This is a genomic window from Cyanobium sp. BA20m-p-22, from assembly GCF_024346275.1.
In the GTDB taxonomy this organism is placed as follows: Bacteria; Cyanobacteriota; Cyanobacteriia; order PCC-6307; family Cyanobiaceae; genus Cyanobium_A.
In genome coordinates, this window is record NZ_JAGQCQ010000062.1 from 1 (window position 1) to 14,163 (window position 14,163).

Annotated in this window: 16 protein-coding genes; 5 read left to right on the top strand and 11 right to left on the bottom strand. The window is 57.6% G+C overall.

Going from position 1 to position 14,163, the window contains the following annotated elements:
- Positions 1–89 precede the first annotated feature (89 nt).
- Both KBZ15_RS07340 and KBZ15_RS07345 read right to left on the bottom strand, forming a co-directional pair.
- Positions 90–437: a hypothetical protein gene (locus KBZ15_RS07340; RefSeq protein ID WP_255014561.1), complete on the bottom strand. Its 348-nt coding sequence runs from the start codon at positions 435–437 to the stop codon at positions 90–92.
- A gap of 13 nt (positions 438–450) precedes the next feature.
- On the bottom strand, positions 451–837 hold the full coding sequence (locus KBZ15_RS07345) for a hypothetical protein (protein ID WP_255014562.1): 387 nt from the start codon (positions 835–837) through the stop codon (positions 451–453).
- A 269-nt stretch (positions 838–1,106) separates the two neighbouring features.
- Here KBZ15_RS07345 and KBZ15_RS07350 point away from each other — a divergent pair, with 269 nt between their 5' ends.
- Positions 1,107–2,015, top strand: coding sequence for a hypothetical protein (locus tag KBZ15_RS07350; RefSeq protein WP_255014563.1), 909 nt, complete (start codon positions 1,107–1,109; stop codon positions 2,013–2,015).
- On the opposite strand, the gene KBZ15_RS07355 is transcribed toward KBZ15_RS07350, so the two are convergent.
- From KBZ15_RS07355 to KBZ15_RS07375, 5 genes are all read right to left on the bottom strand, one after another.
- On the bottom strand, positions 2,016–2,186 hold the full coding sequence (locus tag KBZ15_RS07355) for a hypothetical protein (protein WP_255014564.1): 171 nt from the start codon (positions 2,184–2,186) through the stop codon (positions 2,016–2,018). It abuts the gene before it with no gap.
- Between the two features lie 52 nt (positions 2,187–2,238).
- Positions 2,239–2,373: a hypothetical protein gene (locus KBZ15_RS07360; RefSeq protein ID WP_255014565.1), complete on the bottom strand. Its 135-nt coding sequence runs from the start codon at positions 2,371–2,373 to the stop codon at positions 2,239–2,241.
- Positions 2,374–3,735: 1,362 nt separating this feature from the next.
- Complete coding sequence (locus KBZ15_RS07365; RefSeq protein ID WP_255014566.1) at positions 3,736–4,320, bottom strand: recombinase family protein; 585 nt, start codon at positions 4,318–4,320, stop codon at positions 3,736–3,738.
- 246 nt (positions 4,321–4,566) lie between these two features.
- Positions 4,567–5,811, bottom strand: a complete 1,245-nt coding sequence (argJ, locus tag KBZ15_RS07370; protein WP_396123415.1) for a bifunctional glutamate N-acetyltransferase/amino-acid acetyltransferase ArgJ — start codon at positions 5,809–5,811, stop codon at positions 4,567–4,569.
- Between the two features lie 47 nt (positions 5,812–5,858).
- Positions 5,859–6,800, bottom strand: coding sequence for an HAD family phosphatase (locus tag KBZ15_RS07375; RefSeq protein ID WP_255014568.1), 942 nt, complete (start codon positions 6,798–6,800; stop codon positions 5,859–5,861).
- A 60-nt stretch (positions 6,801–6,860) separates the two neighbouring features.
- Between KBZ15_RS07375 and coaE the strand changes: the two genes are divergently transcribed.
- The gene (gene coaE / locus KBZ15_RS07380; RefSeq protein ID WP_255014569.1) at positions 6,861–7,484 is read left to right on the top strand and encodes a dephospho-CoA kinase; all 624 of its coding nucleotides are present in this window, start codon (positions 6,861–6,863) and stop codon (positions 7,482–7,484) included.
- Here the strand turns inward: coaE and KBZ15_RS07385 are convergent, their stop codons facing one another.
- Positions 7,485–7,886 carry a hypothetical protein gene (locus KBZ15_RS07385; RefSeq protein ID WP_255014570.1) on the bottom strand — a complete coding sequence of 134 codons (402 nt, stop codon included), beginning with the start codon at positions 7,884–7,886 and terminating at the stop codon, positions 7,485–7,487.
- A gap of 293 nt (positions 7,887–8,179) precedes the next feature.
- Here KBZ15_RS07385 and KBZ15_RS07390 point away from each other — a divergent pair, with 293 nt between their 5' ends.
- Positions 8,180–8,740, top strand: coding sequence for a YqhA family protein (locus KBZ15_RS07390; RefSeq protein ID WP_254930403.1), 561 nt, complete (start codon positions 8,180–8,182; stop codon positions 8,738–8,740).
- 65 nt (positions 8,741–8,805) lie between these two features.
- Here KBZ15_RS07390 and KBZ15_RS07395 read toward each other — a convergent pair whose 3' ends face one another.
- On the bottom strand, positions 8,806–8,964 hold the full coding sequence (locus KBZ15_RS07395) for a hypothetical protein (RefSeq protein WP_255014571.1): 159 nt from the start codon (positions 8,962–8,964) through the stop codon (positions 8,806–8,808).
- Between the two features lie 217 nt (positions 8,965–9,181).
- On the opposite strand from KBZ15_RS07395, the gene KBZ15_RS07400 reads away from it, so the two are divergent.
- Positions 9,182–10,807: a transposase gene (locus tag KBZ15_RS07400; protein ID WP_255014572.1), complete on the top strand. Its 1,626-nt coding sequence runs from the start codon at positions 9,182–9,184 to the stop codon at positions 10,805–10,807.
- A gap of 48 nt (positions 10,808–10,855) precedes the next feature.
- Complete coding sequence (locus tag KBZ15_RS07405) at positions 10,856–11,833, top strand: substrate-binding domain-containing protein (protein WP_255014575.1); 978 nt, start codon at positions 10,856–10,858, stop codon at positions 11,831–11,833.
- Positions 11,834–11,892: 59 nt separating this feature from the next.
- Here KBZ15_RS07405 and arsJ read toward each other — a convergent pair whose 3' ends face one another.
- Positions 11,893–13,158, bottom strand: coding sequence for an organoarsenical effux MFS transporter ArsJ (gene arsJ, locus KBZ15_RS07410; protein ID WP_255014573.1), 1,266 nt, complete (start codon positions 13,156–13,158; stop codon positions 11,893–11,895).
- A partial coding sequence (locus tag KBZ15_RS07415) for an ArsJ-associated glyceraldehyde-3-phosphate dehydrogenase (protein ID WP_255014574.1) occupies positions 13,158–14,163 on the bottom strand: 1,006 nt, incomplete at its 5' end. The genes KBZ15_RS07415 and arsJ, both read right to left, overlap by 1 nt.

Genomic DNA, 14,163 nt, shown 5'->3' on the forward strand with positions numbered 1-14,163 from the left:
GTAGATACAAAAAAGAGGGGTGGTTAACCCCTCCCTTTTTTATTTGAGTATCACCCAAATAGATCATAGATGACATGGGTAATGGATGATTACCAGAGAACACCCGTGATAGTTGCATGTATAGAACCATCTAAAAGGATGCGTTCTTTCCAGAGAAAACTCCGCAAATACTCCTCCAAGAAGTCACGAGAAAGAAACGACAACTCTTCAGGATCAGTATTCAAGAGAATAGAAAGGTAATGATCAAAGGTGCGTTTCTGGAAGTAGTTCATATAAACGCGATCTCGTTCAAAGAGATCCCTCATGTTCTCCGGTGTAAAAGGATGGAACCTATTTCCATTGGACTTGAATGGATTCAGGAAAAGCGATCCCCGCAGACCATCCTCATCCCATTCGCGGAAAACCTCAACTGGAACATCAAATGAATAGTTTTTCATGATCAGAGTGTTGTCAGGAACAAAGGACAGAATTAGATTCCTTCAAATTGAAGAAGAAGTCGTCAAACTTGATCTCAGTCATGGAAGGGTCGATGACAACCTTCTCTTCCCGTGACCACTCATTGAACACATCATCAACAATCTCTTTTGCAAACTCGGGGTTCCCCTTGAACTCATGCATCTGCAAATAATTTTCGCACTCAAGATTAAGGAAACGACGACAACCGTTATCCAAACCATACTTTCCTTTAGTAATGGTTAGATAAACCTTGAGGGTCACTCCAAAGGAATCTGGTTCAACATTGTGTTCCATGCAAACCTGGTCAAAGGAAGTCAAATCATGGGAATGCATCGCATTAGAAAGAAGAGACTGAATTTTCTGTGTGGTCAAAAAGTCCATGGTAGATAGTGTAGGTGAATATTGAGAAGAGATTGAGATCAATCATTGAATGATGGACTCTGCGATTAATGCAAAGTCCGAACATGCAATTGCGAATAGTCATTGACTAAAAAGGTCGTCTGACCCCGCGGTTGACCCACGTCCCCTCACAGACTCCAAAATACACGACTTTCTCTGTAAAGCAAAGTCGTAGTGGGCACCTTGCGAACTGTCCGTATGTTATGACATCATGATCGCGGAGATAGTCGTCTCATAAGGCAGCAATAGCGATGTCCACCCCTTCCAAGTCCAAAACCGAGTTCCTGCATGACCTGGCAGGCAGTTCCATCACGGGATCAGTGGACGGCATTCTCCGTGTGTGCAAGATCATCGGCAGTGCGAAGAAGTCCCTTCCTGCAGGGGATTTCAAAGCACTGCGAGAGGATTCCCCCTACTCAGAGAAGGTCTGGTCAAAACTCCTGCAGATCGGTCTGGACGATCGTCTGGAGGGCATCAAAGACCACTTCCCCCCCCTCTACACAACGATTCACCTGATCCACTGTCTGACCAACGAGGAACTGTCGTTAGGGGTGCGTGACGGGCACATTCACCCCAACGTCACGCAAGGATCACTCAACCGATGGATCCGACACCAACGGTTCCAGAAGGGTTCAGAAGTCATTCCAGAGGACTTCACCGCACTGGTGCAGGTCATGACCCCTCCAGACCTCTCAGAAGAGGTTCTGGAACGGTTCAAGCAAGAACTAGAGGGGTTCGTGTCGCGGTATGGGTTCCGCACCCAATACGAAGACGATCAGTCGATGGTCGAGGTGCGTCAACAGAGGTCGCAGGAACGGTCGCAAGTCCTGGTGCAACGTCTGACGCAGGATCTGCAGTCCACATGGGAAGAAGCGGATGCAGATCTGAAAAATCTGTTTTCGTTGTCTTCACTAGAGGATTTTGTTCTTGCACCCATGAGTTCGTTCACGGGATTCCTCAATCGTTTAAGAGGTGGTCGGGATGGATTCTGGTCTAAACATGGAACGGACTACATTCATAAGGTCGCACTGGAGTATTTGCGAACTGACAATCGGGGGCAGAGATTCAATTATCGTAGAAGAATGAAGGAGGTTGCAGAAAAATACCCGCAACTTGCAGAGAAGTCACGGGATGCTCAGAATGAGTGGATGAAGTATTGATCAGATTTCCCCCAGATAGCAGTCAGGCACTAGTTTCAGACCATCCTCATAAGTCTTTTTGGAGAGTAGTTCCTGGTCATAAAGAGTATTAAGTGCAACCACATATGCACTCTCAATCAAACCATCAATGATGTCCCGACGAGTCACGTATTCCTGAATGGACTCCTTCATCACATCAATCTTCTTGACCTGAAGAGGGGTTAACTTGATGAAGACTGGTAGTTCACTTTTTCTTCTCATATTCCCTCTTGATCAGTTCATGAAGATATTGGTCTGGTTTCTTGCGGTTCTTTTCGGAGAGTTCCTGCAACATCGCATGAATGACTGCAGGAACAGAGATGGGTTTGGAGGTGGTCATCCGATCATCTCCTTTTTGTGTTTCTCAAACCACTCATAGTGTGTGATCAGAAAATCAAGAGTCCCTGTTCGGGATCTCCTTAAGTGGTCAGAGAGGTGATCAAACTTCTCTAGGGTCACCTGATTGCGGTGACCGAAGTAGAGATTGATGTTGGTTGGTTCTGAAATCGCAGGCATATGTTCTATAGAGATTCACTACTGACTATTTAGGTGAATCACAAATCAGAATTCTTGTAGTCCAATACCAAATCAGAATCCTGATGGCATTTGTATTTGTAGTAGTCCTTCAGGTTGTAGGAACCATGATGTTTCTTGTTCCATTGTTTGATCACGATTCCCTCATTCCCTTTGGTGGTTGTCTTGAGGAGTTTTTTGACTCGTGGTGCAACTTGATTTTTCAAGAGGACATCTAGATACCACTTTTCGTTCAATGGAGAAGGAAGTTTCTCTAGATGCAGGTGGGTATGGAAGGGAAGGATCTGACGACTTCTACAGATCATGGGTTTCCGTTCGTGAAAGAAGATCGCAGATGGTCGTCCAGGTGGATCTGGAAGGTCTCTAGGTGAACCACACCTCATCAGTTGGGTCATGAACACATTCCTGAGGTGTCTGGTGTGTCCTTCTACCTGTGCATAGGAGGTTGGGAGGTCATTCCATTCAATGGTGATAAACCAGTGGGGTCGGAAGTTGGTTTCCCATTGTTCCTTGACATATCGTTCTATTACCTTTCCGAAGGAGTTCGTTTTTGAATAGATGATCCGGAGTTCTCGGTCAAAGGAGGTTCTGGAGGAGTGATGTGGTTCTGGAGTTGGTGGTGACTCATTCCCTCGTTTCTCTCGGGAATGTTCCTCACTTCGTTCTGAACTTATCTTTGCATGTTTCATAAATACTGTTGTCACAATGGGTTTGGGGATTTTGAGACCTTATGAGTTTTTACATCTTCTCCCTTGATGAATCCCCGTAGAAATCCAAATTAACTGATTATTGCATTACTCAGAATCAACACCCTCTGGTCTTAACTCTTTAAGGTCTCTCTAGAAATTATATAGGCAGGTTGATCTTTTGACAAGTATTTGGCGGTAGCAAGTCGTCTTAGATCGCGAACACAAGCATCTTTCCTGAAACGTTTTTATTGATGCGATCTAGTGTTCAGATTCTGGAGAAGATCTAGAGGGCGTCGAAAACTTATGATTCTACGAGATCCAGCAGGTTCCCGTTTTCATCCACAAGGCGATGGCGTTTTCCTGTTGATTTGGCACGGTTAGCAGCAGTGCGATATGCATCACCTTGATGGTGTTTTGTTGTGTAATGTTTCCACGCACCTACCTGGTCTTGATACTGGATATGGATTTTGGGCATTAGATCAGGCGGCGACAGGAGTGGCGTAATCCTTGATGATCCTTTGCACAGTGGCAAGCGATAAACCGGTCTGATCACGGATCGACCTGTAGGACTCACCTTCTTCTCTAAGTCGCATCACAAGGCGTTCCTTTTTCTCGGCGGTCTTTGGGCGACCACCAAGATTTCCACCTGTGCGGCGACGGTGTTCAACAGATTCCCTTGAGCGTTCCTGTATCAGTGACCGTTCCACCTCGGCAAGACCCGTCAGCAGTCCAATGACCAGTGGCGCGAGTTTCCCGAGTCCTCTGGTGTTGATCAGTCCATCGAGCGTCCTGACGTGGATCCCTTTGGTCTGGAGGTCACTGAGGCGGTTGATCACCTCCACCTGGGATCGACCCAGGCGGTCGAGTTTCGACACCACCAGTTCGTCACCCTCCAGAAGGGTTTCCAGGCACCGACGCAACTGGGGGCGTTTCTCCAGTGGCGCACGGGACGACACCTTCTCGGCAAACACCTCCTGGCACCCTGCGGTCTTGAGGTCAGTCACCTGAGCGGCGGTGTCCTGGTGGGTGGTGGAGCACCTCGCGTACCCGATGGAACGGGTCATTTGTTCGAAAACTCAGTGGGTTCCGGAACATAAGACCCATACCCCCTTTTTGGCACGCATTCCCCTGTCCCCAACCGGGTTTTGGTGGTGTCAGCGCAACTCTTGGGTTTCTGAACAGACGATCACGGACACACCCGAACCAAATGAGGTGTCAAAAACCCTGTCCTACACACGTATGCGTTGACACTTTTTTGACACTGAGGTCAAGCAGCCCTCTAAAACCTAGTCATACCAATTGTTTTGGAGCTAAGTTGTATAGTCGGCGTTAATGCGGATGTACTGGTCGGAGAGGTCACAGCCCCAGGCCAGCCCCGCCCCCGGGCCCCTGCCGACCACCAGGCGGATTATTACCGTGTCGCTCTGCAGATAGGTGCTGGCGGCAGCGCGATCGAAGGGCAGGGGCTGGCCGGCCGCCATCAGCTGGTGCCCGCCCAGCCAGAGCGCCAGCCCAGCGGGGTTGAAGGGCACACCGGCCCGGCCGGCGGCGGCGGCGATGCGGCCCCAGTTGGGGTCGCGGCCGTGCACGGCGCACTTCACCAGCGACGAGCCGCAGATGGTGCGGGCGATGGTGCGGGCGCCGGCGTCATCGGCCGCACCCTCCACCCGCACCTCGAGCAGGCAGGTGGCGCCCTCACCGTCGCGGGCGATCGCCTTGGCCAGGTGTTGCGACACCGCCGTCAGGCCGGCCTCCAGGGCATCAAAGAGCTCGGGGCTCAAGGGCTCACCGGCTGCAAAGGCCAGGAACGTGTCGTTGGTGCTGGTGTCGCCGTCCACCGTGATCGCATTGAAGGAGCAATCCACCGCCCGGCGCACCATGGCGCTCCACACCTCGGCCGGCACGCCGGCATCACAGCTGAGGTAACCCAGCATCGTGGCCATATCGGGGTGAATCATCCCCGAGCCCTTGGCCATGCCGCCGATGCGCACGGTGCGGCCGTCCAGATTGGCCTCCAGGGCTATTTGCTTGTCGACCAGGTCGGTGGTGAGGATTGCCTGGGCCGCCGCGCCCCCACCCTCGGGGCTGAGGGCCGCCACCAGGGGGTCGAGGCCGGCCAGGAGCGTATCGATCGGGATCGGCACACCGATCACGCCAGTGGAGCAGATCAGCACCTGCTCGGCCGCCAGGCCCAGGCGCTGGGCCAGGGCTGCGGTGGCCCCCAGGCTGTCGGCCAAACCCCGCTCGCCAGTGCAGGCATTGGCCTGGCCGGAGTTGGTCAACACGGCCCGGGCATGGCCGCCTGAGGCCCGCAATCGCTCGGCGCAGAGATCGACGCAGGCCGCCCGAAGCAGTGAGGTGGTGAAACTGCCGGCGCAGACCGCACCCTCGGGGGCCACTAGCAAGGAGAGGTCGGGCTTGCCGGAGGCCTTGAGGCCAGCCGTAACGGCGGCGGCCCTAAAACCGCTGGGGGCGGTGATGCCGCCGGGGATGGGATGCCAGGGGTGGGTCAACGCGCCGGGGCGACTGGGGCCATCCTGAACCGGCGGCGGCAGGGCGAATAGGCAACTTATTAACTATTACACTGAGATATTCGGCGTGACTAATCAACTTCGAAAACCCTATTCCAGTCTTCCTTCATGTCCACCACACACCAGCCCTGGCTGGGGGCCGCTGCGAGAGCTTCTACGAGCTTTCCAGTGCTGGTCGATTTGGCGGCATAGGCATATTCGCGCTCGGGATCGGTGTGGTGAACCAGCAGGCCGAAACTGGGGCGGGGGTTATTGATTGTGGTGTACTGCAACATCTCATGGTCTCCGTCACTGTTCCCGCAACAGAGCGTCGGACGGCGCCCAATGAACTGATGGATGCCCACTGGCTTGCCCCCCTTGTCGTTGACGAACAAATAGTCCAGGGTTTTGGTGAGCACCGGTCCCGCTGCGCCCAGCTCAAAGGTGGTGCGGGCAGTCGAGCCAACCACCTGCTCCGGCGGGATGCCATAAACCCGCTCCACCCAAACGCGCATGAAGTCAACACCGCCTCCAGAAACAATGAAGTTTTTGAAGTTATTGGCCTGCAGATAGCGCAGGAGTTCCTGCATGGGCAAATAGGTAAGTGCGTCGTAGGGCCTGTCAAAGCGCGGGTGCCTGGCGGACACCAACCATGCCTCAACAGTCCTACGAAATGCATCAACAGACATGCCGGCATGGGTGAGCGCCAGGATCTGCAACAGGCCTTCGTAGCGGGGCCCCTCCAGCAGCTTGGCAAGGTCGCCAGCCAGGGCGGCCTGCACCATTGGATCCGCCGCAAGATCCGGCTCCCTGGGAATGCGCGAGCTGAGTTCGTCTATGGCAAATGCTGCCTGAAAGGGGAGCGGATGCTCCGGCCAGAGGGTGCCATCATTGTCGAAAACAGCGATGCGTTCAGGCGACGGCAGGAAGTCTGGCGATTCTGCATTTGTGATCCGGGCGACATAATCGAGGATCGCCTGCTTGGCCGCGCCATCGTTCCAAGAGGGGAGGGGATCACCTGTGGTGAGAGGCATCAAAGGGTCTAAGGGGAACACCATCCTGAAGAATGGCCGGCAGGGTTGGCGACTTCCGGCTTGAACCAGCTACGCGCCCCAGGCCAGCAGCGACGCATCGGCCTCACCGGCGGTATTGCCACGGGCAAGAGCAGCGTGGGCAGGCTGCTGGCGGAGGGGAGCCTGCCCGTTCTCGATGCCGATGTCCTGGCCCGCCAGGCCCTGGCCCCGGGCAGCAAGGCCACAGCAGCCGTGCTGGATCGCTACGGGAAGGCAGTGCGCTGTCCCAGTGCGGGGGCAGGGATCGATCGGGCCGCCCTGGGGCGAATCGTTTTCGCCGATGGCAAGGAGCGCCAGTGGCTGGAGCAGCTGGTGCACCCGACCGTGCGGGCCGGCATTGAAGCGGCACTGGCGGAGTTGGCCAGCGCACCGGCAGTGGTGCTGATGGTGCCGCTGCTGTTTGAAGCGGGCCTGGAAGGGCTGTGCAGCGAGATCTGGCTGGTGGACTGCGACGAAAGCCAGCAGCTGCAACGGCTGGGCCAGCGCGATGGCCTGGACGAAAGCGAAGCCCGGGCCCGCATCGAGGCCCAGTGGCCCCTGGCACGCAAGCGGGGCCTCGCCGACGTGGTGATTGACAATCGGGGCAAACCGGCGGATCTGCCCTTGCAGGTGGAGAAGGCGCAAGCCTGGATCAGACAGCTTTGATCAGGCAGCTTTGATCCAACTCATCAGGGCTGGGTAATCCAGAATGAACCTGATGGCCAGCGATATGAGCATGACGGCAATGCTTGCAAAAACAAGCCGCAGGCTGCTATTTGAACGATTCAGAAGCCTTAGATCATCACCCTGGGTTTGGACAATTTGACGAAAGTTTCCGGCAGCCTGACGGAGCTGATAGGCCGCAAAGAAAGCAGCCAAGGTCAAAAAAGCGTCGTCGAGAGTTTTTATCATGAGCGCAACCTTGCCGCTCGCGATCACATTAAAAAGGAATGATGCATTGGCGATAGCAAAAACAACGAGCGCCAAAGCCGAAATAACACAGTATTTGGCAAGCGAATTAAAATGCCGGTTTTCGGAAGCACCAAACTCGAACTGATTCTCAGCCAAAAGATTGCACAAAAAGACAGACCTTATTCTGGCTTGCTTTGGCCATAAACCTTGGCCATAAATGCAAAAAGTAACCTTACTTAAAATGCGCTTAGGCGCTCAACCGGAACGGGGCTACAACGAATATCGCCCCCGTCCCGCGAGCAAAGTGGTCAGGATCTGAACACAGCTTGGGGCCAATATTAATCCAATTAGGTCAATATTAGCTGGCTACCTACGGATGCGGCGCAGGCTTGCAAAACGTTGGCAAGCGCCTGAGGCTGCTCAACAGCGCAATCCACTACTTGCTGATCATGAATCCAACCGAACCGACACCTAGACGCAGCCGCCTGCAGAAAAAAATCGAACTGACGCTGGAAATGGGGCTCTGGCGCTTTCGGCTGATTGCGATCGTGCCGGTGGTGATGAGCCTGGCGAGTACCCTGCTGACTTTTGCGATTGGCACGCGGGATATTTTTAAATCAATCAAATTCTTCTTTTTTGCCCCTGATACCGCGAAAGTCGCCAACACAGCCCTTGCAAGTGTGGTATCCGGGATCGACTTCTACCTAATCGGCGTCGCGTTCCTGATCTTTGGCTACGGCCTTTATGAGCTATTGATTTCCGAGATCGATGTCTACCGCGCCGGCTCTGATACAGATAACAGCGGTGGCCTCCTCGATATTCGCAGCCTCGATCACCTCAAGGAAAAGCTAGTAAAAGTGCTGGTAGTTGCATTAATAGTTTCAGCGTTTAAGTCGATGATCACGATCCCGCTGACAGACGTCAAGAGCATGATTTACTTCTGCCTTTGCGTTTTAATCCTGGCCTTAAGTGGCTTTCTAATGACCTACAAACCAGCCAGCAAGTCGTAGATTTGAAAACGATGTTCCCGTTGTGGCCAGGTAGCTAAGGAGATAGCTAAGGGGAGCTCTATCGGTCACGCCATAGGCGCGAACGGATTGATCAGGCTGATGGTGGTGTCGCGCAGATCCACGGGCCGGACCTGCCTCTTGCGCTGCGCCGCCGAGATGGCTTCCACCCCGCGCCACTCGCTGATCGGTTCTTCCAGCCCGGCATCGGCGAAGAGGGCTGCCATGCGACTGCCGAGCCCCTTCTTCCATGCTGGGGCCTCACTTGCCTCTCCGAATTCCAACACGGGCCCGGGTATCTCATCCGAGCAACGCTGAATAACGCAGCCCAGAGGTCTTATTTCATCTTCCGCCAGAGTGCGCGGCGACAATTAGGTAGGCGGGCGCGTTGAATCTCAATTCGTGTTACCAGTCATCTAGTGTTGCCTCAGTCATTTTGTTCCTTTGGCGTCGGCATCCAGCTCTGGTGAAAGCCGGCTCCAGCGTCAGCGGCGCAGGCAGCTGCTGGAGGCAGCCCGTAGCCGCTACCAGTTGCTCAGTTACCAGGAGAAGGGTGCCCTGGTGGATGAACTGGTGGATCTCAGCGGGTATCACCGCAAATCGGTGCTGCGGTTGCTGCGCCAGCAGCCTGCGGACCATGGGGGTCCACCGGCCCGTGCTGGCGCTGATCACGAATCAGCGGCGGCGATCGGCCGGAGGCGTTACGGCCCCGAGGTGGTGCAACTCCTGGAAACCCTGTGGGAGGCCAGCGACCATCTCTGCGGCAAACGCCTGGCGGCGGTGTTGCCCACCCTTGTGGAGGCTCTCGAGCGCCATGGTCACCTGGAGATCGAACCGGTTCTCAAGAGATTGCTGCTGCAGGTGAGCCCGGCCACGATTGATCGGCTGCTGGCACCGGCTCGCTCTGCCCAGGGCGGTCAGCATCGGCGCCGCCGCTCGCGCATCGTCACCGGAGTGCGCAGGCGCACCACGGTGCGCACGTTCAATGGCTGGAAGGGCGTCGAGCCCGGCTGGTTCGAGATGGATCTGGTGGCCCACTGCGGTGGGCGCATGGAGGGCCCGTTCCTTTGGACGCTTGTGCTCACCGATGTGGCCAGTGGTTGGAGCGAATGTGTCCCGCTTCCCAGCCGCGATGGCCTGCTGGTGCGCTCAGCGCTCCAGGAGCTGCGGAAGCTGATACCGATGCCTCTGCGCGGCATCGACGTGGACAACGACACCGCATTCATGAACGAGGAACTCGAGCGCTGGTGCGCCGAGGCCCGCGTGCCAGTCGAACTCACTCGATCACGGGCCTACAAATCCAATGACCAGGCATGGGTGGAACAGAAGAACGGCATGCTGGTGCGCCGCGTGGTGGGGCACCGCCGGCTGGAAGGAGCTCAGCAATTGGAGCGGCTCTGCCAGCTGTATGCCGCTCTGCGCCTGTTCACCAACATCTATCAACCATCGGCCAAGCGAATCCCGTTTGAGGAAGCTGACCTGCGGGAGGGCCGGCGCCCCCGCCGCCGCCATGACGAACCGCTCACCCCAGCTGATCGGCTGCTGCGATGGGGAGGCATGGGCCGCAAGGGCCGCCAACGCATCGAGAAGCTGCAGCAGCAATGCGACCCGGTCGCCCTGCTGGGGACGATCCGCCACAACCAGGCGGCCCTGGTGAATGGGGGGCGCGAGCCAGACCAGGAAAGAGAATCCGCCTCAACCACTTCCCAGGAGCTGGATAGCTTCTTGAACAGCCTGCGGCTGTTATGGCAGCGGAGTGAACCTGCCAAACGGGGCGGCTGGCAAACGCCCACCCGCACGTATCGCACTCGGGCAGACCCGACGCTGAGTTGCTGGCATCTAGTTCTCGAGTGGCTGCTGGCTGATCCGTTACTCACAGGCCAGCAGGCAATGCAGAGGCTGGATCGCGAACAACCCGGGCTCTATGGCGGCAGCCTGCGAACCCTGCAGCGACGGATGACGGACTGGCGTGTTGCCAATGCCGAACAGGTGGTGGGCATGCAGATGGAGGCATTCCAAGAACAGGAAAACAACCAGCTCAACAGGAAAGAGGAGCCAAAGCAAAGGTGACAATTAAACGGGTAACAAAGGTCGCGAGGCAACGCGCCCGCCTACCTAATTGTCGCCGCGCACTCCAGCGATGCCCCTGCGCCTCCCCCGTTGCGCGGAGCCACCAGCACCTTTGCCGCCCAGGCCTTCCTGCTTTGGTTCAACCAGCTCGCGGTTGAACCGGGCATCGTTGCGGAGCTGGAGGTGGTGGGTTCGGGGGCGAGCATCCGCTCCTTCCTGGCCGGGCAGGTTGACTTCGCCGTCACCGACAGCCCGCCCTCCCCACAGGAGATTGGCTCGGCCCCCCGGGGCCTGGTGGCCTTCCCGGTCACGGCAGGCGCCATCGCCGTGTCCTACAACCTGCCCAGTTGTGACCTGCGTCTCAAGCGTGAGCAGCTGGTGGCGATTTACCTGGCAGAGGTAACCAACTTCGCTGAGCTCGGCTGCGCCGATCAGCCGATCACCGTGCTGTATCGGGCAGATTCGTCGGGATCCACCGCCAACTTCACCGCATCCCTGGCTGCCTTCAGCCCTGCCTGGCGCCAGGGGCCCGGTAGCGGGCGCAAGGTGCGTTGGCCCGTGGGTAGGGCTGTGCTCGGATCCGATGGGATGGCCACGGCCCTAAAGGAAACCCCCGGCAGCATTGGCTATGTGGAGTCTGCCTACGTGCGGGCGCCGCTGCAGGCCGCTGCCCTACAGAACGGCAAAGGCCAGCTGGTGCGCCCTAACGCAGCCTCCTCAGCCCAGGCCCTGGCTGCGATCCCCCTGGATGATCGGCTGCTTGGGGGCAATCCGGATCCGCCGGTGGGCTATCCGATTGTGAGTTTCAGCTGGATGCTGGTGCCCTCCCGCAGCCTGGGAGCCCGCCTGGAACCTTTGAAAACAAGCCTGGGCTACATCCTCAGCCAGGCGGGGCAGGATGATGCCGAGCGACTGGGCTACGTGCCCCTGCCGGCTGAACTGCGCGAGCGAGCCCTGCGCCAGTTCGCCCTGCTCAGCCCCGGCTCCGCACTGGTGACGGGCTTCCAGCGCAGGGTGTTGGATTAACTGCCAAACCCGCCATCGCTTTTGCACCTACTTATTTTCACCTACTTATTTGCACCTCCTTAGGCGACACTCTGCCGAGGCGGCGCCGGTAACCGGGTGCTCATCAGCCAGGCTGCCGCCACCAGTAGGGCCGAGCTCCACAGGCAGGCCTGCAGGCCGCCCACCATAAATAGGGCACCTGAGAGCACGGTGCCCAGCAGACGACCGGCTGCATTGGCCATGTAATAGAAGCCCACATTGAGGCTCACATCCTCGGCTTCGGTGTAGGCCAGGATCATATAACTGTGGATCGAGGAATTCATCGCAAACACCACCCCAAAGATCGCCAGTCCTGCCACCACGGCCACACCGGGATGGGCCACCTCACGCCACAGGGCGATGGCGATCAGGGCGGGGATGGCCGTGAGCAGGGCACTCCAGAACTCCACCGCACTCACCCCCGGCGGCCCGCTCTGGCCCCAGGCGCGCCTGAGGGCAGGAGCGGAGCCCTGCACGATCCCGTAGCCGATTACCCACAGGCCCATAAAGCCCCCCACCTCCCAGAAGCGCCACCCCAGGGCCGTCTGCAGGAACACCGGCAGGGCCACCACAAACCACACGTCGCGGGCACCGAACAGAAAAAAGCGTGCCAGCGAGAGCACGTTGATGCCGCGGGATTTGGAGAACAGGGCGCTGAAGCCTGGTTTCTGCTTCATGCGGCCGATCTCCGCTGGCAGCCCCAGGGTGAACAGGAAGGCCCCAAATAGCCCGGCGGCCATGGCCCCCACCGCCGCGTTGAAGCCGATGGTGGTGAGCAGCACGCCGCCTAGGAAAAACCCCACACCCTTTAGGGCGTTTTTGGAGCCGGTCAGGATCGCCACCCACTTGAACAGTTGGCGCTCCCCCTGGCTGTGGTCGTCTGGGGTTTCCGGCACCACCGTTTTGATGGCGCTCTTGGCACTCATCTTGTTGAGATCCTTGGCGATGCCGCTGATTGCCTGGGCCACCATCACGTAGGCCACGCTCAACCACTTGGGCCAATCGTCTGCCACTGGAATCAACATCAGCAGCGCCGCCACTTGCATCAAGGTGCCGCTCCACATGGTGAGCCGCAGGCCAAAGCGGGCCCCCAGCCAGCCGCCGTAGAGGTTGGTGATGATGCCGAAAAACTCGTAGAAGAGAAATAGGAAGGCAATCTCCAGGGTGCTGTAGCCGAGCTCGTGGAAGTGGAACACCACGAGCATCCGCAGGGCGCCATCGGTGAGGGTGAAGGCCCAGTAATTGGCCGTCACGATTCCGTATTGCTGCAGGGCGCTGAGGGGCCCCCGCCTGGCCAGAGCTGCCATTACTTGCCCTCCAGGCTGGCCAGGTGGCAGGCCAGGTCGGCCATCCGGCAGCTGTAGCCCCACTCGTTGTCATACCAGGCATACACCTTGAGCTGGGTGCCGCCTGTCACCAGGGTGGAGAGGGCATCGATAATGGCGCTGCGGCTGTCGTTGACAAAGTCCACCGAAACCAGTGGCCGGGTTTCATAGCCCAGGATGGCCTTCAAGGGCCCCTTGGCTGCCGCTTCGAAGGCGGCATTGACCTCCTCAGCGCTCACGGCGCGCTCCAGTTCGAATACCGCATCGGTGAGCGAGGCATTGAGCAGGGGCACCCGCACCGCATGGCCGTTGAGCTTGCCCACCAGCTCTGGAAAGATCAGCCCGATCGCCCTGGCCGAGCCGGTGGTGGTGGGGATCAGGCTCTGCATGCAGGAGCGGGCCCGGCGCAGGTCGCTCTTGAAGCTGTCGATCACCACCTGGGTGTTGGTCACATCGTGCAGGGTGGTGATTGAGCCGTGGCGAATGCCGAAGTTTTCGTGCACCACCTGCACCACCGGTGCCAGGCAGTTGGTGGTGCAGGAGGCGGCGGTGATCACCCGGTGCCGCGCCGGATCAACCAGGCCGTGGTTGATGCCATAGACGATGTTCAGCACCTCCTCACCGGCCACCATTCCCTTGACAGGGCAGGCCACGATCACCCGCTCCATGCCCAAATCGGTGATGTAGGGCTCGAGTGTTTCAGGAGTTTTGATCTTGCCGCTGCATTCGAGCACCAGCTCCACGCCCAGCTCTTGCCAGGGCACGGCAGCCGGATCACTGGCCTCGCTGTAGCTGATCGCCTGGGACTCCACCTGCAAGCCGCCGCCGCTGGCAGCCACGGTCTTATTCCAGCGGCCATGCACCGAATCGAATTCCAGCAGGTGGGCGGCTGTGGCGGCATCCCCCGCCCGCTCGTTGATGTGCACCAGCTCGATATCGGAGCGGCCCCAGAGGGCCCGGAAAACCAACCGACCAATGCGGCCGAAG